Source organism: Aggregatimonas sangjinii, assembly GCF_005943945.1.
Lineage (GTDB): Bacteria > Bacteroidota > Bacteroidia > Flavobacteriales > Flavobacteriaceae > Pelagihabitans > Pelagihabitans sangjinii.
This window is the reverse complement of sequence record NZ_CP040710.1, coordinates 3,935,739-3,957,595: the sequence shown is the minus strand read 5'-3', so window position 1 is coordinate 3,957,595 and position 21,857 is coordinate 3,935,739. Positions and strand designations below refer to the sequence as shown.

The following is a 21,857-nucleotide window of genomic DNA, read 5'->3' as shown; positions in this document are numbered from 1 at the left end:
CTCAGGGTTTCGCTATTTTGTAAATCGGTTAAAAATATACTACAAAGAAGATTTTAAAGGGCCTTCGGATACTTGGTCGTTGTGGTTGTCACAGTTTTCAGAAAGCCTGATGATAATACCGTCGTACGACAGCTTCTTGGCACTTTCCCATCTCGGCAATAGGTCTTCCTAGAATATTTAAGACCACTGCTTCAATTTAACGCTTCATGATTTTTCCGGATTTTGAAGTTCCCTTGGTTTCGGCCAGGATAAAATACAATCCAGTATTGAGATTGCCGATGTCTAGCGTGACAGTTTCGTCCTCCACAACCGACATAGCCCTGTAAACGATTGTACCGGAAGCATTTTGAACGGTTATCTGTGCGCGATCGGCATTGCCAAGTCCGTCTACGGTGAACACGTCGTTCGTAGGGTTGGGATAGGTGAGCAAATTGACCGATTCTACATTTCTCGTTGTATTGCCTCCACAGTCAGTACTCCCTGAAATGGTGATGGCATTGTTTCCGACCACCAACGGGATATCCAATACCTGTGCCCCGGTATCATTAAAATCGAAGGTGGTGACCAAGCCGTTAACATTTATATCGTAGCTTGTATTACCACTAACCGTAAGCGGATAGGTCTGACCCGGGTTTAAAACGATAATATTCGTACTTACCGTGTTTTGTGTGGAAGAAAAATTTACCTGATAGCACTGGGCATAATTGGGTATTGAAGGAATGGAGACGCAAAGTTCATACTCCCCTTCGGTAAGTTGTACGAGATTCACCTGATCAGACGTGCTTAGTGTATCGTTGTAAATGTTTTCTGTCGCGTCCTTGATAATCGAAAGGGTTATTGAAGCATTACCCAATACTTCAATGTTGACGCTATTACCATCCGGTGCGGTTCCGCAAGGGTCTGAACCGATGCTGACCGCAATATTTCGAAGGGCCAAATCTGCCAATTGGGCTAAGGCACAGCCATTGGGTGATACCTGTAATCCCGGAGCGGTGTCCGGGCATAGGTCATCGGCATCCAAGACACCGTCACCGTCGGCATCATTGTTGACGGGCAAGTCGCAATTCTCGCGATATATTGTCGTGGCGTCTTTAGTCCAACCCGGATTGTTTTCGGCGAATGCCACATCATCCACTTGAATACAGGACAAATTGGGATTAACCGAGGCATCAAAACCGGTAATGATCGAATTGTTGCCATTTCTGAGATTCAGGCTGGCCAAGAGCGGGTTTCTATCAAGAACAATCCCTTCCAATAGCGGGTTTTGGCTCAAGTCCAAACCAGCCAGCTGATTGAATCTTGCATTTAAACTGGTGAGCAGCGTGTTATTGGAAACATCCAAGCTAGTGATTTGGTTGAAGCCGCAATTCAAGATGCGTAGCATCGTATTTTGGCTCACGTTCAGGCTTGGTAATTCGTTGCCGTCGCAGAGGAGTAAATCTAAATTTACGTTCTGGGTAAGGTTCAGCGAGGTCAATTGGTTCGAGCCCACCTGAAGTATCCTCAATGCTGCATTTTGGCTCAGGTCCAAGGTCTCCAAACTGTTAAAATTACTATAGAGTTCTTCAAGGTTGGCGAAATCCTGAATTCCTTCCAAGCTATTTATATTTTCTTGCGAAATAACCAATCGGGTTACCTCAATAATATTAGCCGTGGGGATAATGCCGTCAATGGGCCCAATGTCGTACCCCAAGTCTATGAGCGCCTGCTCAAAATTTGGATCGGGAATGGCGGTGGTCGCAGATGGTGGGTCACAATCCAGGCGATACTCGGTCTGAGGGTCTCTTTGGTTTGTAGCCGCTTCCACTGCGGCGATGTCGCCGACCTTTACACAGCTAAGAAGCGGATTTCCGGAAATACGGATGAATTCCAGATTCGGGTTGTTACTCAGGTCAAGGCTGCTCAGCCCCGTATTGGTCAGGAACAGAAATCGCAGGTTGGGCAGGTTGCCCAAATCGATACCGTTGGCCAAGGGGTTGTTCGATAGGAGTAGGGTTTCGAGCTGTGGGCTCTGGGAGAGGTCTAATGCGCTCAGGTCATTATCGTTGATCTCCAATTGTACCAGATTGGTGTTCGCAGAGATGTTCAATTCGGTGATGTTGTTTTCATTGAGCCCTATCGATTCCAAATTCAGGTTTTCGGAGATATCCAATCGGGTCAGGTTGTTGGAATTGGCGTTGATGAAGGTCACCGAGGTGAAATCTTCGATTCCCGCCAAATCACTGATATTCCGGTTGAAGACATCGAGGGTTTGTACATTTTGAATATTGGCCGTGGGTATGGTGCCGTCAATAGGCCCAATGTCGTATCCCGAATCGATCAGCGCCTGCTCGAAATTCGGATCGGGTATCGTGGTAAAGGCAGGGGTAAGGGAGCAGTCCTCGCTATAGGAAGCAGTAGCATCTTTGATCCAACCGGGATTGTTTTCGGAAAAAACCACATTATCCACCTGAATACAGCTGAGGTTGGGATTATTGCTCACATCCACAGGGTTACCAACAATTCCTTGGCCGTTTAGAATGGTATTGTTTCCATTCTTGAGGTTGAGGCGGTTAAGATTGCCATTAGGCGCTTCCAATAAACGTAACTCCATATTTTGCGAAAGGTCTAGTGCTTCGATTTGTGAGTCTCCGATACGCAGGGCCAAGAGCCTGGGATTTTGAAAGGTGTTGAGATTCCTAATCGGGTTTCCTGTGAGCAAAAGGTCGAACATTTCCGGATTTTGCGAAATATCCAATTCCGTTAGCGCATTATTTTCGGCGGCTAGCCGAACCAAAGCTGGTAGATTTGAAATATCAAGGGTCTGTAAATTGTTGTTGTAGAGATTTAAATTGGTCAGCAGGGGGCTTCCGGATAGATTGACTTGAGTAAGCTGATTGTTGCCTAATTCTACGAAAGTCAATCTGGAATTATTCGAGAGGTCTACCGAGCTAAGTTGATTCAACGCAGCGCTCAGATTTTCCAAGCTGGTAAAATCCTGAATACCCTCTAGGCTGTTGATATCTTTCTGCACGACGTTCAGGTCGGTTACGACGGCAATACTGGCTGTTGGTACCGAGCCATCTATCGGCCCGGCGTCATACCCCAGATCGATCAGGGCCTGCTCGAAATTGGGGTCCGGAATTGTCGTGGTCGCAGATGGTGGGTCACAATCCAGGCGATACTCGGTCTGCGGGTCTCTTTGGTTTGTAGCCGCTTCCACTGCGGCGATGTCGGCGACCTTTACACAGCTAAGGAGCGGATTTCCGGAAATACGGATGAACTCCAGATTCGGGTTGTTGCTCAGGTCAAGGCTGCTCAGCCCCGTATTGGTCAGGAACAGAAACCTCAGGTTGGGCAGGTTGCCCAAATCGATACCGTTGGCCAAGGGGTTGTTCGATAGGAGGAGGGTTTCGAGCTGGGGGCTTTGGGAGAGGTCTAATGCGCTCAGGTCATTGTCGTTGATCTCCAATTGTATCAGATTGGTATTCGCAGAGATATCCAATTCGGTGATATTGTTTTCATTGAGCCCTATCGATTCCAAATTGAGGTTTTCGGAGATATCCAATCGGGTCAGGTTGTTGGAATTGGCGTTGATGAAGGTCACCGAGGTGAAATCTTCGATTCCCGTCAAATCGCTGATATTCCGGTTGAAGACATCGAGGGTTTGTACATTTTGAATATTGGCGGTGGGTACGCTACCGTTTATCGGTCCTACATCGTATCCCAAATCGATAAGGGCCTGTTCGAAATTCGGATCGGGTATGATTGTGGCCGTTGATGGGGGAGGTGTATCGCAGTTTACATTATAGCTGGTCGTTGCGTCTTTGAACCATTCGGCTTGGGCATTGGCGTCGGCCACATTGGCAACCGTGATGCAGCTTAATTCGGGATTGGAGTTCACAAACAGGATACGGAGATTGGGAAGTGCCGAGATGTCGAGTGATGTCAATCTATTTTCATCGAGATACAACTCGTTCAGATTTGAATTTTGGTAAAGGTCAATTTGGGTAAGCATATTGATGCCCATATCCAAGATGAGCAAATTGGTGTTTTGGGACACGTCTACATTAGCGATGGCATTATCGTACACGTCAAGATTTTCGAGGGCCTTAAAATCGGCGATTCCGGTGAGGTCGGTGATTCCGTTCGATCGTAAAGGGAGAAACACGGCACTTTCGATATTGGCGGTAGGAACGGTGCCATCAGGATTGCCTGTATCGTACCCTAGATCGATCAAGGCCTGTTCGAAATTAGGGTCAGGAATAGTGGTCGTCCCGGTCGGAGCGTTTACATCGCAAGTACTGATAATTTCCGAAACGGTGGGATTGTAGGCGTTGTTGGTAGCGAAATAATTGGAGAAAGAAGGATTGGCGGTGGCCCAAGGGGTAAGTCCGCAATAATTTGTAAGCTGTGGGTTGCCGGATATCCCGACTTGGTCCACAGTAGTCAAACTTTGTAGTCCGTTGAGGTTTACTAAACTATTGTTTTCATTGAATGAAATGCTGTTGGCTCTTAACAAGGATTGAAGCCCTGTAATGTCGATCAATGAGGGGTTCGAATTTATGCTCAGACCAAGTGTGGTGACTTCGGTCAAGTTTTCCAAACCATTGAGATTCTCCAGCGCGTTGTTTCCAATGATAGCCAGTTGCGGTACCGAGCGGATATTTAGCCCTTCCACACTTCTTAACGACGGATTGAATTCAATGTATAGCCTTTGTGGTAGTTCCCGAATACCACGAAGCCCCGAGAGGTCAGCAAGGCGGGCATTACGTGTAATATAAACACCCTCACCTGCGATACCCGTAACCTCGGTGATATTCTGAAGCCCCGTCAATTGGCTGAGCGCTTCGTTGTCACCAATGTAAAGGGCACCCACGGAAGTAATGGAAGATAATGGCGTCAAGTCCGTGATATCGGTACTGTTCCTGATGAACAGCCCCTGAGTGATCGCAGTGTATCCTTCGGCTCCCAGTTCGTTTACATCAGATTGACTGTAGACTTCTTTAAAGCCTTCAAAAACCTGTGCAGATAAAAAGCAAGTGTGCAACACCAAGAAAAGTGAAAGTAATTGTGTTCTCATAGTTATCGGTTTGTTTGGTTTATCATCAATGAAAATCGTCAAAAAAAGGGCAATTGCAATTTAGGCGACGACGATGCTTATCGTCTCGTAGGATAGCTCTAATACAGAAGGGGCGGGGTGCTTTTAGAAGCGACGGGTGGCGTCAAGTGATTTGGTCTCCAAGTAAGAGTTTCAAATTTTGGTTCGTATAATGGTTTGGTTAAAGCGTTCAGTCAAGGCCATTTCAACTCCTTTTTAGGCCTAAACATACATGCTAAAACAAATATAAGAGTGCAAGACGGGATATGAAATACCCTATGGAGGGTATTTTGGGTTAGTGATGCTACTAAGGTAGCTGTGGTCAACGCACATTGATATAGTTCTAAAATTTGTTTTTAAAAGATCTCGAAAGGGGAACTTGGGTTTTATCGACCAGTGTAATGGTGTCGTTGTTGATGCGTTTGATAAAGTTTGAATTCACGATATAGGAACGATGGCATTGTATAAAGTTGGGAGGCAGTTCTTCCCTAATAGTGCTTAGTTTCCCCCTTACAAAGTGGTTTTTATCATCGGAGGTATACACGTTTAGATAGTGATCGTCCGATTTAATGTACATCAAGTCCGAAATATAGACTTTGGTCTTATCTTTTAGAATGATGTGGTTCTTGATTACTATGTTTTTGAGCTCATCGAGTTTTTGGAGGGTTTCGGATTTTTCGGTTTCCAGTACCGTGGTCTTTCTATAGTATTTTTTGTAGAGGAAAAAGATAATTATAGCCAAAATGGTAAGGATGCCCAAAATGGGCAGGAGTGTTACTAATCTATCTTGCAATCCTTGGTTTACCATTTGAAGGTTTTTAATGTTTTTGTCTTTTTTGGCAACCTCATGTTTTATCTCGATTTCCCTGTTCTTTTGAACAATGGCGTGCATTTTCAATTTATCATCGGTGCTGTCCTTCATTTTTAAATAGTATAAAGCTCTATTGCCTTGAGAAGGAAACTGCTCATAGGATTGGGCCAGCCAATCGTAAATGATAAATTTCAATTTTTCATCCTGTTTTACAAATTTATTGTTCAATGCATTCTCTAATTTTTCAATTGTAAGAGAGTAGGCTTTATCTTTAAAGTCTGTGATAGCCAATGAAACTTCAGTTCTTATTTTTCTGCTGTTTGAATAATAATAGTCTGAATTGTAAGTACTCGCTGCCTTTTCAAAATATTCCCGTGACCTTTTATAGTCCGAGGGATAACTGTAAAATATTCCTATCAAATGTTGAATCTTTCCAAGAAAATAGTCGTGTTCGGGGGCGTTTTTTTCTAGAGTTAAAAACCCTTGTTCCATTTCTTTAAATTCCTCTTTGCTAAAGGAGGACGTATTCATTTTGTAATTCAACAAATAATACTTTTGCCAAAAATCATCGATTTTGTCTTTCTTATATTTGAAAAGTAAATTCACGTACTTTCTGTAGAGTAACGTATCAATGTGGTTTCTTTGAAAATAGTGGTTCAAACCCAGTAAGGCTTCATTGATCAATATAGTATCACCGACTCTGGTCGAAATTTCATAGGCTGATAAATAATTTTCGAAATACTCGGTATGATTGGGCTGTGTTTTCCTGCCGTGGTATTTGGCTAAGCTTATCCGGAATAAAATGCTATCACGCAAATCAAGACTTACGTTACCAGCAAGTAGTTCACTGGTATATACAAGTTTCCCAGACTTCAAATAATCAAGTTCCTTTTCGAATAGCATTTTGGCAAATGACATTTCCATGTCATCAACAGCTTTACCGCTATCTTCTAGCTTGTACTGCTTCAACAAACCAACGACTTCAAGTCTCGCGTCGGTAGTCTGCTGGGACATTAGTCCAAATCCGAAAAGGAAAAAGATTACTGTAAATAATTTCGACATATTGTTGGTTTAAAAGAAAGCTGACTGGTTGCATGGATATCCACCAGAGTCTAGTCCTTCTCCAACATGATAATCGATTTTTTGAAATCTTTCCAATAGAAATAGTTGCTCCAACGTAAAATCCACTCCTTTGACCGGTTTACCGGTTTGGATAGTAGTGATAGCAAAGTCGACTTCGTTTTTGGTATTGGTTTTCATTGTTGCCCCACCTATGGTATATAGTACATCGCTATTAGGATCCATGTTCACTAATTTTAGAGCGACTTTCTCCACAAGAAATTTCTCTTTATTTTCAATAACCACTTTATTCCCTTGGAAGCAACCGAATATTTGAAAGTTGCAAAAATTATCATCCCTTACATCATTGTGCAAAAGCTGAAATATGTCGCTACGTTCTAAATGAAGAAACGTAAAAATTGTAGCATTGATGTCTGCTTTGTTCTCTGGCGGTTTTGGAAAAGGTGAATTCATAGTTTTTGAATTTAGATTAGTAAATGGTTTTAAATTAAGTGTTTTTGAAAAATCGAGGAGATAACTATTCATATTGTTTTTGGCTATTGTTATCGGTTTGCCGCTGGCCCTTAAAATTTCTTTTACCTCAAATAACGATAAATTGGGATTCTTAGCTTTAAGAAGGGCGACTACGCCCGTAACAAAAGGTGCCGCAAAAGAAGTGCCGCTACTTTCTTCATAGCTGTTGACACCGCCCTTATAGGTTGAATTGATTTTAGCTCCTGGTGCCCAGATGGTAATTCCATCACCCCAATTCGTGCCATCTTGCCGTTTCAAGTCTTTATTTATCGAACCCACGTTCAGGACGGCAGGAAGTGACTGGGGAAAAATTTCCGAACAGTCCCTGTCCTCGTTCCCGGCTGCAAAGACAGATATACAATTATTGTTTTCCAGAATCTGTAAAGTCTCCGTTAAGAACTTCCTATTCCCTCCGTCAGATTTTAAGAGTCGCCAACTGTTATTGATTACTTTGGCCCCGGTCCAATAGGCATTCATCATCGCAGAGCAGACATCCCGGACAAAATACGTTGCACTATGTTTGGGAAAAACCTTGATGGATAACAGTTTTGCCGATGGGGCTATACCCATTACTACGGGATTATCACGTGCGCCTATAATTCCTGCTACCATAGAACCATGACCGATATTATCCTTTACATTCGTCCAATCTGCATTATGACTGATCGTCATATTTATTCCAAAGCATTTTCCTTTGGAAGAGGCTGACCAAAGACTTTTTCGAAGTGCTTTATGATCGTAGTTCACGCCAGAATCAATAACCGCTACAATAACCTCATTTTCACTTTGATAATCCTTGGAGAAGTTAATGGTACCTAGTGGATAATCCATCGTATCAAGATTTTCCTTCTCACCATTTAGCACAACAGGTTCGTTGAAGAATACGATTTCTTGGTCTTCTTCGACATATTCGATTTTCTTCGAATATAGTTTTTCTAGATTCTCAAGGATTTTTTCTTTGTGTAATCGATTGTCAAATTCTAAAATTAAAACACTCCCCGTATTCAAGAAACCCGGGCCAATACCCAATCGAGCTTGATGAAGTTCTGCATGATTCCCAATTATTGAGTATGCCGGCTCAATTTTCCTGAGTCCCATTTTATTCAGTAGATCTCGGTTTTCCTGGTCTATAAAATTATTGGTTGGAATATCAGGTTTCAGTTTAAGGATAATTCTGGTCATCAATTGGCTTGGTTTCGATGTTCGAGTTCAAGGAAATTCTTGTGTAAGTCTCTTAAAGTGAGACCTAAATGTAGTGATTTAACATAATTTTTGAAAGACCCCACTACCAATACGAAAAGCAGTGGGGCACTTTCTAGCTAACTCAAACACAATTGGTTATTCCCTTTTTAACGGTAACTCCTCCGTTTGCATAACAACTTCATACCTTTGATCGATGCGCATTGTTCTGCCGCTCGTACTGGAAGTCGAAAAGCCGGCCACAGTATTAATCTGATCTTCTACCTCGAGGGTACCCTGAAATTGCTGTACAACGCCTTGCACCTCTAGTTGCACGGTATAGTTCGTAGCACCTTCACCGTTATCACCATAATAGTGCACTTGTACCAGATACTCTCCTAAAGGTGGGTTCTCGGTCCAAAAGATGTTCTCAGGGCCAAAACCGTCAACATCATCAAAGTCAAGGAATCCTCCACTTGCTGACTGAGGTTCATTGAAGAAAATAAGGTTCCCGTCAGGTTCGGTAACCCAGAGGTCGATATCGCTAGTGGTATCCCAGGTCAACGTGACTTTTACTTCACCATATCCGGAAATCAGGGCGCCATAGGCTAATGCAACCGTGTCCTCGCCAATAGTTTCGAATACGCTTTCGGCGTTATCAATTAGGTCCTCTATTTCTAGGAGGCCTTGGGCGATGCAATCGCTCGCATTATTCTCCGATGCACAGTTGGCATAACCGGGGATAAGACCCAGCATCGCGGGCTGGTTTTCCAATTGTTTACAGGCTTTTTCCTCGTTCACGGGAATTTGGAGACCACCGTGTATCGCCCTGAAAGTATTTTGGCAGGCCCGACGGCTTATGTTATCCAATTGCCTAACACCTCCATTACCGTCGCGAATTTCGCACAAGCCCCCCAGTGCCCAAGAGTAACCTACACCTCTTAACGTAACGCCTATTGGCCCAAGATTGCAATTAGAGCTAGAGGTATTTTGACTTGTTCGGGCCGCATTCGCGAGTGGAGAACTATTCAGGTCTCTAGCGTACACAATGGGCTCTCCTGGTCTCATAATGGCCAGATCTAGTTTCGTGTTCTCTTCTTTAAATGAATAAAGGGCCAACGTTCCATCGGAAGAACACATTTTGATGGGTAGTCCTGTTTCTTTATCCACATTGATTACGGTTTCGAAATCATCTTCCGAATGCACCATAAGCTCTTGAAAACCATCGCCGTCATCATCTATCATTGCCGTTTTTGCACCATTGGTATGGTAAGCGATATAGGGTATGCGCGGATCATTGGTGTTCATGAATGCGATACCATCGATAAGTAAATCAGCCGGGTTTACTGGTGTTTCTTCCGGTGGCAAGGGATTTGTAGGATTCCCTCCCTCTTCTATAGGTGGTTGGACTACAGGACCGTCATCGGGTATGTTACAGCTTGCGGCAAAGGACAGTATGCTTACTAGAAGTGCGATAATTTTAAATGTTTTCATAATTTTTGGTTTTAAGGTTATTGATTATTTACCAATGACTACTTCCAGAACCGGAAGGCGCAATATCGGCGGTGATTAAATGTTTACTTGTTGTACTCGGGTTTTTTGGCGAAAATCCATCGCCGTCGGTGAATAAGCGGCCCGTATTATTCTCGATGTATACCTCTTCCACATCTCCTTTGTCATCCAACATTAAAATGGCCATCTGCGCCTCTGAAATGCCATCATCGGTAATGGTTCCGGAAAGAGCATAGGCCGATTCGGCGGGTTCGTTTCCGATTTGAATAGTTAGTTTTAAGTAAATACTGAATTTGTTTTCGGTACCGGAGATGAACGAGCCGAAACCATTATCGATTTGACCGCCTCCTTCACCATTAAAGTCTATAGTGAGTTTTTCATTATTTTGATTCGTTATTGTTGCGGTATAATCGGAAAATATGCTCCCGATTTGGTCTGTTTCTACGGTTGTGGCGTTTAGTTGCAATGGGCTTATGAGGTAAGTTCCTTCCAAATTCGGAGGCGTATTGCCCTCGTTTAGTTCAAAACCAAGATCAGTCAATGCTTTTACCAACTCGGGAGTAAAAAAATTTTCTACGGATCTAATCGATCCGTCGAACTCATCCGTTGTTTCGGAGTCGTCATTTTTATCGCAGGAATAGAAAGCTACAAGCAAACAGCACCCTATGATTTTAAGCGTTTTCATAAATTTTGTTTTAAGGTTATATTTAGTTTAAAAGGCGAATCCGATTCCGATATTGATGGTGAACCCGCTGGTTAGTAGTCCAGGCATTTCCTCTTGCCGAACCTCATTCTGGCCGTTCGGATAGTCAACCGATACAGCGATTGTTTCAGATAAAGGACTAAACGTATACCCGATTTCAGGTCTAAAATAAAATAGCCCGCCGGCCTTGGCACCCAAGCGTATATTGAACGAACCTTGGTCGATACTGGCCGTACCTTGCCCTGGTTCATTGGCGTTGTTGAAAGCATAATCCTCAAAGATGAAATCACCTCTGAGATTACCGTATCCCAAATGCACATAACTACCACGACCCGGTTTCTTCCCGAAATAGTAGTTGAATCCAGCCTCCCAATATTTTATACCACCTTGATCAGGTTCCAGATAACCATCTAGTTTTACTGAGGAGTACTCTAAGGAGGGTGCAAGTCGTTCCCCCAATAAGGGGGTCACATATTCCAGATGGCCTCCAATAATATTCGGGAACCCGATTTTGACCCCCACTCGTATCGGTTGTTCTTGAGCGATACCGGCAAAGACGGTAAAAAGTGTAAGTATTGTGGTAAGAAATAATTTGAATCCTGTAGTCTTCATTTTTGGTTTGTTTTTGGTTACTTTTTAGTGGTTAGAGGCGAGATTGCATTTCAGAAACCACGTCCTTATACTTGCGTAATACGCGGTCCCATTCGCGATAGAGTTCGTCGGATTTCACGCTAGTAAGGGCTTGGCGCGATTCTTCGCTAACGAGCTTCACTTTGAATGATAAAGGGTTCAAAGACGCCTCTTTCACAATAATTCGGGTACGGATGGTATTCTGTTTGAAGGTTTTTAGCTGCCATGCCGTGCGGAGGTATCCGGTCTCCTTGTCGGTGGTTTCGATTACGTCCAGATAAGAGAGCACAATCTGGTTCATTAATCGCCAGGCGGCATCCTTGTCTTTTTTTGACCGTATTTCAATATCAACATTGGCGATGTCGGTCTGTACCGAGGCATCATAGGCATCGTCCCTGTGCATCTCCATATAATAGGATTTAGGTGGAGACGTAGTTTTCTTTTGATTGCAAAACTCGATATGGTAGGTCAGAAACCCGGTCTTCTCAACGCGTACGTTCACACAGCTACCTTTGGCGATTAGGACTTGAACATTGCCTTTGCCCATTAGTTTGCCATCTACGAATACGTTGGCATCTTGTTCCGATGTACTGAATTGTACCTTCTTTTTTCCTGCGTACATGGCACAGGATACGAATAGTAATAAGATTGTGGTGGTCATCAATTTTTTCATTGTAATTTGGTTTTAGTTAATATTTAAAGTTGTATATCGAATATTAGGGTGAAGAGTACAAGGTCTCTTGGGGTCTTCAACTCGGTCTTTCTATGGATGTTTTTTCGGTGTGTTTGAACGGTATGTTTTGATATGGAAAGCTTTTCGGCAATGATTTGGCTTTCGGTACCCAAGGCCATATATTTTAAAATTTCCAGCTCCCTTTTAGTGAGTAGCTGATAACTATTATGGTATTTCGGATATACCTTTTCGACAAGTCTTTTAAAACGGAATGCACAGCACTGTTGGTGCATGAAAATTTGAGTTTTTGAGAGTTGAAGATTAGTCTTTGAGCCTTTCATTTTTCATTTTGTTTTGAAAGTGAGTGCTTATTTGCAATGCTCAAAACTTCAATAAAATCAGGGCTTCACAAAAAAAATGTCGTGAATGACATCACAAATGGCGTGAATTGCAGCCTATGTAAGAACAACTGTGCGTAAAACTTTTAAAGGAGATGGTACAATTAAATCCGTACCGATTGAAGGGCTAATTTAATGCGGGAGCGAAACGGGCTTTCGAAGGAACAAAAATTGTTTCAACAAAAGGGTGCGCATATTATCGCCGGACGTAAAAGTTCAGTCGGGATATAGGGAGTAAAAAAAAGCGCCCGTGTTTCCAGGGCGCAATATTTTTATTTTAAGAAATTGGTTTTTGGAGGTAATGGCTTATCGATTTACGAGCCAAGGAGCATCCGTGCTTATATGGATTGTATCGAGAGACTACCGAACAAACCGTTTTAATAATCGATTTTCTTGTACAAGGGAATCTTAAGCCCGACATAGATATCGGTATTCTTGCTATTATCGGAAATCAAATTTGTCAATATTGAACCTGAACCGACCGTTAACGGCCCAAGACGAAAGCCAAGACCCCAAGCAAAACCACTGTATTGGCGAAGCCCAAGCGGAGAATAAACACTAAAATACTTCGATTCCCAACGAGGCGATACCGTGGTTGTATTGATAATGCCATTTGCGTCGGCACTTCCCGATTTACGAAGGGAAAGACCTTGGTGCAAACCTACATACCATCGGTTTCCAATATAGTAGTCCGCCATTAGTTGAAGAGCTGTAGGTAATTGTAATTTCTGGTTTCCAATGGTACGGGTACCTGTATAGTTGTCTTCCAATACCTGCTCGAGGTCTTTGGTCTCGAACTCCAAGGCATTTACATCGCCGTTGGCGTCATAAACGGTCTGCTGACTGTTTTGATAATTAATACTACCGATATCCGTAATCGCAAGTGCCGCTTTAAATTTATACTGTTGCGCGCGTTTGCCCAATACGGTGCCATCTACGATTCGTTTTCGGTATTCGTATACTACGCCGATATCGGCACCGAAGCCACTTTGCAAATCGCTGAACTCCGGAGAGTCGCTTTCAAAGCCCGGGGTAGAACCATAGGATATGGCCCCTTGGGTGGTAAGGTTGTTGGTCAAGCCATTGAACGTACCGCTGAGTTCTGGAGAGTTCATAAAGATTCCGCCGGCACCCATAAGGTATTTTAAGGTAATCCCGGCCTTAAGAAACTGATCCTGGGTTTTTACGACCTCTCTTCCATAGGTAAGTCCGATTTCGGAAAAGACATGGGCCGTAACGTTCAGGTCTTGAGAGTCAAAATCAAAATTTTCCCCGATTTCGAATCCTTCCGAAACCTTTTCGTAAAGATTTCCGTTTACATTGTCCGCATTAAAAAGACCTCTTAGTCTGGTGGTAACTGCAAAACTCTGTTTCTCGCCCACGTTGAACATAAAGGACGGGCCGAGGACATCGATATTCGTAAAAAAATGGTTGCTGTTCGAGGGGGAGCGCTCGGCGTCCTCATCGAAATTAAATTCGCCATCTGCCGATAGCATGTCGGATAGCGAAAGCCCTAGATAGTCACTACCGAAATAACCACTTGCCGATATCAGGTTGATATCGGTACGAAACGGGGAATCGAAGACATTGGCAGGATTGTAGACGACAGCGTGAACGCCTGCGTAATTATCCATCGAATTTCCTAGATAGCTTTGCGCATACGTTTGACTGCAAAAGCAAATGACGGCAACTGCCAGTCCGAAATTGAAGATTCTATGTTTGAGTTTGAAATTGGTAATCATGGGATGCTGTTTAATTACTACATACTGCACTGCCGCAAATAAAAGGTTACGGATTTCTAGAACGCAGCAAGAAGCATTAAATTGTAGGAAAAATAGTCTTTCTTGAAACCTTCTTTGTACATGGGCTATCCCGCTAAAAGCTGTAGTTTTATAGTTTTAAATGAATAGTGTGAAACACCTTCTCGATTCTATTTCGTCTGCTGAGGCCCTTCGCTTATTGAGCACCGAGGAGCTGCCCCGACTCGCCCAGGAATTGCGTGATTTTATCATCGACATCGTAGCGACCAAGGAAGGCCATCTAGGAGCAAGCCTTGGCGTGGTCGAACTCACCATAGCCCTGCACTATATTTTCGATACGCCGGCCGATAAATTGATATGGGATGTAGGACATCAAGCCTACGGGCATAAAATTCTAACCGGAAGAAAAGAAATCTTCAACACAAATAGACAATCGGGAGGTATTAGTGGCTTTCCCAAAATGGCTGAAAGTGAATTTGATGCTTTTGGTACGGGACATAGTTCTACGTCCATCTCTGCTATTTTGGGCATGGCAATCGCTTCAAATCTCAAAGGGAATGATCAAAAACAGCATATTGCGGTAATCGGTGATGCGGCCATCGCAAGCGGAATGGCTTTCGAGGGCTTGAACCATGCGGGCGTAACCGATGCCAACATATTGATTATCTTGAACGACAATGCTATTGGAATAGATCCCAGTGTGGGGGCTTTGAAAAAATACCTGACCAATGTAAAGAAAGGCACGGCAAAGGACGAGAACATTTTCGAATGTCTCAACTTCGCGTATTCCGGTCCCTTTGATGGGCATGATTTGGATAGCTTATTATCGGAACTGGAGCGGCAAAAGAACCTAAGGGGGCCAAGGGTAATGCACGTGATTACGACCAAGGGAAAGGGCTTGAGACAGGCCGAGGAAAATCAGGTAACCTATCACGCTCCGGGTAAATTCGATAAGGCTACCGGAGAATTGCAGCCAAAATCCACGGGAAATCTACCCCCGAAGTACCAAGATGTTTTTGGGCATACCATAGTTGAACTGGCACGGGAAAACGAAAAAATCGTTGGGATCACACCAGCAATGCCCACGGGTAGCTCCTTAAAGTACATGATGGCGGAAATTCCCGAACATGCTTTTGATGTCGGAATCGCCGAACAACATGCGGTTACCATGGCCGCGGGAATGGCCGCGGAGGGCCTTATACCATTCTGTAATATCTATTCCACTTTTCTGCAACGGGCGTACGATCAGGTGATACATGATGTGGCGTTACAAAAGCTGCCCGTAATTTTTTGCTTGGATCGCGCGGGATTGGTCGGTCAGGACGGGGCCACCCATCACGGGGTTTATGATCTCGCCTTTTTGCGTTGTATTCCCGATCTCGTTATTTTCGCGCCCATGAACGAAATCGAGTTGCGCAATATCATGTATACGGCACAACTGGGATTAACGCATCCCATTGCTATTCGATATCCTAGGGGAAGGGGGGTGTTGCCTGAATGGCGAACCCCCTTTGAAAAAATCGCTATGGGTTCGGCCCAAGAGTTAAAACGGGGCACACGAATCGCAATCCTAACGGTGGGGCATATCGGTAACATGATTTCCACGCTGTTGGAAGAAATGCACCAACCGGAACAAATCGGGCATTTTAACATGCGTTTTATCAAACCCTTGGATGCTCAGAAACTAAAGGCAATTTTCAGGAGTTATGAATTTATCGTGACCATCGAAAACGGATGCAAAATAGGGGGCTTCGGGAGTGCGGTTTTAGAATTTGCAAATGACCTGAACATTGGTCGACCCATCAAAATTTTCGGTATTGATGACCGTTTTATCGAACATGGCACTACCGAGGAACTTCAGGAAATTGCGGAAATAGGAAAGCTGAACGTAAAGGAATATCTAACGAGCGTATTGAATGTTACATAATTTTTTTATCCGATTATCTTTCCTGTGTTTGCTCATCATGAGTGTAAACCAAATCTCATCGCAGGATACGATACCCAAAAATACACCTTCGGATTCTGTCTTGATCATTACAATTCAAGACCGCTCATTTCAAGAAAAACCTCGTGTGATTCCCCGTGGCATTAAATTGGCAAATTCAAAGGCAGGCCTTAAACCCTCCGACTTCGACTTGGCACTGCGCCGTCGTCGATTACCGTCTTTCTGGACGAATAAAAACAAGTTGGGCATTAGTATGAACGAGGTGGCATTCGTCAATTGGAGCGCCGGGGGAAACAATTCGATCAGCGCCTTGGCGGATCTAAAATTTGAGCGGAATTATAAGTTCAGGTACATCAAGTGGGACAATTATATGGATCTGCGTTACGGATTGAATTTGCAGGAAAACCAAAAATTGCGAAAAACCGACGATGCGATTCGGTTGAGTTCTACCTTTGGGTATCGAAGAGATACGATAAGCAATTGGTTCTATTCGGTAAAGGCCAATTTCAATACGCAATTTTCGAATGGGTTCAAGTATCCCGATCGTTCATCACCTATCTCACGGTTTATGGCACCAGGCTATTCTTTTTTAGGTGCGGGAACTTCTTACATTTCACCAAATCAGAAATTCAATCTTTATATTTCCCCGCTAACTCAAAAAACCACCTTTGTTTTAGATCAAGATCTCGCCGATAAAGGGGCTTTTGGGGTTGAAAAGGCCGAAATCGATGCAGACGGCAATATTGTTCGGGAAGGCGAGAACATTTTTTTGGAATTCGGTTTTCTGATAAGTAACTCCTGGGAAGCTATACTTTTTGAAAACGTCGGCATTAAACACCGATTGAGTTTGTATTCCGATTACCTTCGAAGGTTCGGAAATATAGATGTAGATTGGGAATTGAACCTGGAATTTCGAATCAATAGGTATATTGCGACAACCATCGGCACACAGCTTATCTATGATGATGACATTTTGTTCAACGAGCAAAAAGATGATGACGGTAACGTTACCGACCCTGGAGAACCCAAACTGCAATTCAGGCAACTGCTCGGTGTCGGCGTTTCATATGCTTTTTAGAATGTCCGCTGCGGCTGGCCGAATACTTACAGCTGTTTTCCCATGATCTTATTGTGAATATGAACTGCAGCACTATCCGATAAGCTGGCCACATAACAACAGGTGTTCAATAAAATATCATACAGTTCTGTATCGGTTCGTTGATAAAATTGTGGCAAGGTTTTTAGCATCAACTGATCGTAGTTGCTTGGTTTTCCTTCCTTGGTGCGTACCAACGCGGTCGTATAGACTTCCAAAATATCGGAGATGATTTTATAGCCCGCTATTTCCTTTTCGATGACCTCTTGCGATTGATAGATGTTCTCGACACTGATGGCGATAATATCCCTAATTTGGGCGGTATAGCCGCTTTTATCCATTAGGGAAACTTCAAAACTGCCGTCAAGAATAGCCGCTTCATTGGCCGCAAAAATGGAAATGGCATCGGTGATTAGGGTATTGATGGCCAGCGCTCTCAGATAACTCAAACGGTCCGCTTTGTATGCGAGGGAGTTGTATTTGTTAGTATTAATGCTGTCCTTGACCAAATTGATGAGGTATTCTAAGGCAAAGTCCTCTGAAATCAACCCGAGATTGATGCCGTCTTCAAAATCGATAATGGTGTAGCAGATATCGTCGGCCGCTTCGACCAAAAAAGTAAGCGGGTGTCTTGAAAAACTGAGGTCATCGCCGTGACGGGTCTGCGTTAAGCCTAGCTCTTCCGCAACTTCCCGAAAGCTGTCTTTTTCCGATTGAAAGAATCCAAATTTCTTGTCCGCGATATGCGGGGTCGGTTTTTTTGGGAGCGATTCCTTCGGATATTTCATAAAGGCCCCTAAAGTGGCATAGCTCAAACGCAATCCTCCGGAAATGCCTTCCCGCGATTCGGTCAATAGTTTAAACCCATTGGCATTCCCTTCAAAATCGATGATATCTTGATATTCCTTTTCGGTAAGGAGCGATTGGTACCGTTGCCCCTTGCCAGTTTTGAAGAATTCCCCGATGGCCTTTTCCCCGCTATGCCCAAAGGGTGGATTCCCGATATCGTGTGAAAGTGCGGCCGCGGCCACGATAGCCCCGAAATCATTGAACCGATATCCGTGAACTTCGCTCAAATGCGGGTGTTTTTCCAATATTTTCTTTCCTGCGATACGACCAAGGCTGCGCCCTACGACCGATACTTCCAAGCTGTGGGTAAGGCGGGTATGCACGAAATCGGTCTTCGAAAGGGGAATGACCTGTGTTTTGTCCTGTAAACTTCGAAAGGCAGTCGAAAAGATAATCCGATCGTAATCGACCTCGAATCCCAAGCGGGTTTCGTCCTGTTCTTTTCGCAGTCTTTTGTTGGTATCGCCAAAGCGTTTTAAGGAAAGTAGTTGTTCCCAGTTCATGCTGTGTAAAATGTTTAATTGACAACTGTCTCATTTACCTCCCCTTTGGGAAGATTGTTATCGAGAATTCGAGAGTCTTTCGCCTCCGAATTCTCGATGTCGGGTGAGGTCAGCAAGATACAGAATTTTGAAGGTTACCGTAATCATTAGGCTTGATTCAAATTGCTTAACATTCCCCTAACATAGTAACAATTAGGTAACGCTAATACAATACACGTTTAACATCAGAATGATTCAACCTTTACAACCTCTTGGTTTCTTTGCAGCGGTATTTAAAAACAAACATAGTAACAGAAATAATGAAGAAATTAATTTTTAGTCTGCTTTTGCTGACAGCGGCACACCTTGGTGCGCAAGATACAGGAAGCATAGCAGGTACGATAACCGACAAAGAGTTGAACAACGAGCCGCTACCATTTGCCAATGTGCTGATCCAGGGTACGACCAAGGGGACTACTTCCGATTTTGACGGGCTCTATGAGATTGCAAACCTCGAGCCTGGAACCTATGTGGTCATTTACAGCTTTTTAGGATATGAAACCGTTACGATTCCCGATGTAACTGTCGAGGCCGGTAAGGTAAGCACAATCGATATTCCGATGGCGGCCAATGCGGGTGTTGAACTCGAAGGGGTTACGGTAACCACGGTGGCACGAAAAGATTCCGAAGTGGCTTTATTGCTCGATCAGAAGAAGGCGATCGAAATCAAGGAGAGTATCGGGGCGCAGCAATTGGGAAAAATCGGGGTTTCCGACGTAGCAACCGCAACCACGAAAATATCGGGCGTTTCAAGTAGTGAAGCCTCAGGTGATGTTTTTGTGCGCGGGCTAGGTGACCGCTATTTATCGACAACATTGAACGGATTGGCCGTACCATCCGATGATGTGGAAAAGAAAAATATCGATTTAGGACTTTTTCCAACAAGGGTCATTCAGAATGTAAGTGTAAGTAAGACCTATGCCTCCCAAAATACTGCCGATCAGGCTTCCGGTACGATCAATATTTTATCCCGGGAACTGTCCGGATCGGAGGAGTTGAGTTTTGGAGTTCAAACCGGGGTCAATTCGAACGTGGCACAGGATGGGGTGTTCGATAATTTTAAATCATCCCCCAACGCCAATAATTCGAACTTCGGTTTTTACGCACAAGACCGAACCACGCAGCAAGCGATTACCCAACAAGGTTGGAACACGGTAAAAAGGGATAATCCTATCGATTACGCCTTCAATTTCGTTGCAGGGAAGAAGGTCACTGAAAGACTATCGGTTTTGGTTACGGGTTCGCACAACACTTCGCACGAGTACGGTCAAGGGGTTTTTCGGCAATACCGTTCCAATTTTGTTGACGATACGATTACCGATGCGACGAATTTTAGAAGAAACCAGGTTACTTCAGGATTGCTCGACCTTACCTTTTTTGCGAACGAAAAGAACAAATTGAAATCCAGTACATTTTTTGTAAATAAGCTCACCGATCAAGTGTACGAGGGCGGTAGAAACGGTGAGGGTACCATTTTTGAGGAATCTGATCCGGCAGAGGGCTTGTTTCAATTTATACGCGACCAGAATACCAAGCAGACACGCTTATTGGTTACGCAGTTGTTGGGCAACCATACCCTTGGCGAGAGAAATATTTTAAGCTGGGCCGGAGGATATAATTTGGTCAATGCCGATGAACCGAATAGAATTCGCAATGAGGTAAACTTTGATCCTGATGGAAATTTTGTCCAACTAGGAAGAACAGGGGGTTTTCAGCAACGCAAATCCAGTCAGGAAATCGATGATACCGAATTTAACGGGTATGTAAATGATGTCTTGACCATCCTCGATGAGGAAGAAAAAGCTTTCAAGGTAGAGCTGGGAATCAACTACAGAAATAAGCAAAGGGATTTCCGTTCCGAGTTTGTCGGTGTTGAAGAGCGTGCCACCAATGTGATCAATCCACCCTCTATCGATAATATCGGGAGCATCTTTCAGCAAGGGAATTTTGATAATGGGCTTTTGGAGTTAAATATCCTTCAACCCGATCTTTACGATGGTAAATTGATTTCCCAGGCTGCCTATGTCGATTTCAACTATGGTTTCAAGAAATGGAATTTTGATGCGGGACTACGCTATCAATCCGATGAAATCAACGTCGGGTTCGATGTCGGAAACTTTCCCGGTAGGATTGGTGAAACGATCAAAGAGTACAGTAATCTGTACCCCAGTGTAAATGTCAAATACGACCTAAATGATAAGCATGGGCTTCGTTTGGCGGTAAGTAGCACGATAACACTACCCGAATTTAAAGAAATCGCCCCTTTTGAATACGTTTCCCAAACAGGTCAGATTACCCGTGGGAATCCAGATCTGGAGGCCTCGCGGAATTTGAATTACGACCTGAAATGGGAGTACTTTCCATCAAATGGGCAACTGGTGTCCTTAGCGGCATTCTACAAAGAGATTTCCGATCCTATCAATAAGGTTCAGGATAGGGGTTCCGCAGGAATCTTCTCGTACTTCAATTCAGGGGAAAAGGCGGAAGTGTATGGTCTGGAGGCCGAAGGGAAAATTGACTTGATAAATCCCGTAATGAATGATGAGGATGGAAGCAGCTCAGGCTATGGTCTTAACCTTAGTGCGAATATTACGCGAATGTGGCATACGCAAGATCTCAAAGAAGTTCGTGATGAAAACGGAAATTTTGTACGAACCTTTCGTTACAAGGGATTGACGAAAACCGATTTGCAGGGAGCTTCCGATTGGATCGTAAACGCCAGTTTAAATTTCAATACCGCAGGGGAGAACGCCTTTAGCGCATCACTCACGGCAAATTACGCTTCCGACAAGATTTTTGCCCTGGGTGCGCCCGAGATACAGAGCCAGAGTGAGACATTTTATAACGATGCCATCATTGAAAAAGGATTTGTCGCGTTAGATGCCGTATTGAGCAAAGAAATCGGTGCGCACTGGCGGGTTCGTTTAATAGGCCGAAACTTGTTGAATCCAGAAATTAGAAGAACCCAATTGGTAAGACCAAGCACTACCGATATCGAGACAGACAGAACCGTACGATCGTATACGGCCGGTGCGCAAGTGCGATTGGGAATCAACTATACATTTTAAGATAAGAAGACCCGTAAC

General features: G+C 43.8%; 13 protein-coding genes. 3 read left to right on the top strand and 10 right to left on the bottom strand.

Annotated features, from left to right (window positions below; all coding sequences use genetic code 11):
• Positions 1–196 precede the first annotated feature (196 nt).
• The 9 genes from FGM00_RS16550 to FGM00_RS16510 form a co-directional block, all read right to left on the bottom strand.
• The gene (locus FGM00_RS16550; RefSeq protein ID WP_138853979.1) at positions 197–5,062 is read right to left on the bottom strand and encodes a T9SS type A sorting domain-containing protein; all 4,866 of its coding nucleotides are present in this window, start codon (positions 5,060–5,062) and stop codon (positions 197–199) included.
• A gap of 361 nt (positions 5,063–5,423) precedes the next feature.
• Positions 5,424–6,953, bottom strand: a complete 1,530-nt coding sequence (locus FGM00_RS16545; RefSeq protein WP_138853978.1) for a LytR/AlgR family response regulator transcription factor — start codon at positions 6,951–6,953, stop codon at positions 5,424–5,426.
• A gap of 9 nt (positions 6,954–6,962) precedes the next feature.
• The gene (locus tag FGM00_RS16540) at positions 6,963–8,666 is read right to left on the bottom strand and encodes a S8 family peptidase (protein WP_138853977.1); all 1,704 of its coding nucleotides are present in this window, start codon (positions 8,664–8,666) and stop codon (positions 6,963–6,965) included.
• 156 nt (positions 8,667–8,822) lie between these two features.
• Positions 8,823–10,157, bottom strand: coding sequence for a YfaP family protein (locus FGM00_RS16535; RefSeq protein WP_138853976.1), 1,335 nt, complete (start codon positions 10,155–10,157; stop codon positions 8,823–8,825).
• 28 nt (positions 10,158–10,185) lie between these two features.
• Positions 10,186–10,860 carry a hypothetical protein gene (locus tag FGM00_RS16530; RefSeq protein ID WP_138853975.1) on the bottom strand — a complete coding sequence of 225 codons (675 nt, stop codon included), beginning with the start codon at positions 10,858–10,860 and terminating at the stop codon, positions 10,186–10,188.
• Positions 10,861–10,887: 27 nt separating this feature from the next.
• Positions 10,888–11,490: a hypothetical protein gene (locus tag FGM00_RS16525; RefSeq protein ID WP_138853974.1), complete on the bottom strand. Its 603-nt coding sequence runs from the start codon at positions 11,488–11,490 to the stop codon at positions 10,888–10,890.
• A 31-nt stretch (positions 11,491–11,521) separates the two neighbouring features.
• Positions 11,522–12,181 carry a hypothetical protein gene (locus FGM00_RS16520; protein WP_138853973.1) on the bottom strand — a complete coding sequence of 220 codons (660 nt, stop codon included), beginning with the start codon at positions 12,179–12,181 and terminating at the stop codon, positions 11,522–11,524.
• 23 nt (positions 12,182–12,204) lie between these two features.
• A complete protein-coding gene (locus FGM00_RS16515; protein ID WP_138853972.1) occupies positions 12,205–12,522 on the bottom strand; it encodes a response regulator transcription factor in 318 nt (105 codons plus the stop codon).
• Positions 12,523–12,956: 434 nt separating this feature from the next.
• Entirely contained in the window at positions 12,957–14,321 is a 1,365-nt protein-coding gene (locus FGM00_RS16510; protein ID WP_138853971.1) for a DUF5723 family protein, read from the bottom strand.
• A 160-nt stretch (positions 14,322–14,481) separates the two neighbouring features.
• Here FGM00_RS16510 and FGM00_RS16505 point away from each other — a divergent pair, with 160 nt between their 5' ends.
• Together FGM00_RS16505 and FGM00_RS16500 are read left to right on the top strand one after the other, a co-directional pair.
• A complete protein-coding gene (locus FGM00_RS16505; RefSeq protein ID WP_138853970.1) occupies positions 14,482–16,266 on the top strand; it encodes a 1-deoxy-D-xylulose-5-phosphate synthase in 1,785 nt (594 codons plus the stop codon).
• Between the two features lie 37 nt (positions 16,267–16,303).
• On the top strand, positions 16,304–17,362 hold the full coding sequence (locus tag FGM00_RS16500; RefSeq protein ID WP_236262823.1) for a DUF3078 domain-containing protein: 1,059 nt from the start codon (positions 16,304–16,306) through the stop codon (positions 17,360–17,362).
• 26 nt (positions 17,363–17,388) lie between these two features.
• Here the strand turns inward: FGM00_RS16500 and dgt are convergent, their stop codons facing one another.
• Entirely contained in the window at positions 17,389–18,732 is a 1,344-nt protein-coding gene (gene dgt, locus FGM00_RS16495) for a dGTP triphosphohydrolase (protein ID WP_138853968.1), read from the bottom strand.
• Between the two features lie 299 nt (positions 18,733–19,031).
• Here dgt and FGM00_RS16490 point away from each other — a divergent pair, with 299 nt between their 5' ends.
• The gene (locus tag FGM00_RS16490; protein WP_175416258.1) at positions 19,032–21,839 is read left to right on the top strand and encodes a TonB-dependent receptor; all 2,808 of its coding nucleotides are present in this window, start codon (positions 19,032–19,034) and stop codon (positions 21,837–21,839) included.
• Positions 21,840–21,857: the final 18 nt, after the last annotated feature.

Bases quoted from the DNA above. Each gene is read 5' to 3' on its own strand.
- FGM00_RS16550 (WP_138853979.1), bottom strand. From the start codon at position 5,062: ATGAGAACACAATTACTTTCACTTTTCTTGGTGTTGCACACTTGCTTT.
- FGM00_RS16545 (WP_138853978.1), bottom strand. From the start codon at position 6,953: ATGTCGAAATTATTTACAGTAATCTTTTTCCTTTTCGGATTTGGACTA.
- FGM00_RS16540 (WP_138853977.1), bottom strand. From the start codon at position 8,666: ATGACCAGAATTATCCTTAAACTGAAACCTGATATTCCAACCAATAAT.
- FGM00_RS16535 (WP_138853976.1), bottom strand. From the start codon at position 10,157: ATGAAAACATTTAAAATTATCGCACTTCTAGTAAGCATACTGTCCTTT.
- FGM00_RS16530 (WP_138853975.1), bottom strand. From the start codon at position 10,860: ATGAAAACGCTTAAAATCATAGGGTGCTGTTTGCTTGTAGCTTTCTAT.
- FGM00_RS16525 (WP_138853974.1), bottom strand. From the start codon at position 11,490: ATGAAGACTACAGGATTCAAATTATTTCTTACCACAATACTTACACTT.
- FGM00_RS16520 (WP_138853973.1), bottom strand. From the start codon at position 12,181: ATGAAAAAATTGATGACCACCACAATCTTATTACTATTCGTATCCTGT.
- FGM00_RS16515 (WP_138853972.1), bottom strand. From the start codon at position 12,522: ATGAAAGGCTCAAAGACTAATCTTCAACTCTCAAAAACTCAAATTTTC.
- FGM00_RS16510 (WP_138853971.1), bottom strand. From the start codon at position 14,321: ATGATTACCAATTTCAAACTCAAACATAGAATCTTCAATTTCGGACTG.
- FGM00_RS16505 (WP_138853970.1), top strand. From the start codon at position 14,482: ATGAATAGTGTGAAACACCTTCTCGATTCTATTTCGTCTGCTGAGGCC.
- FGM00_RS16500 (WP_236262823.1), top strand. From the start codon at position 16,304: ATGAGTGTAAACCAAATCTCATCGCAGGATACGATACCCAAAAATACA.
- dgt (WP_138853968.1), bottom strand. From the start codon at position 18,732: ATGAACTGGGAACAACTACTTTCCTTAAAACGCTTTGGCGATACCAAC.
- FGM00_RS16490 (WP_175416258.1), top strand. From the start codon at position 19,032: ATGAAGAAATTAATTTTTAGTCTGCTTTTGCTGACAGCGGCACACCTT.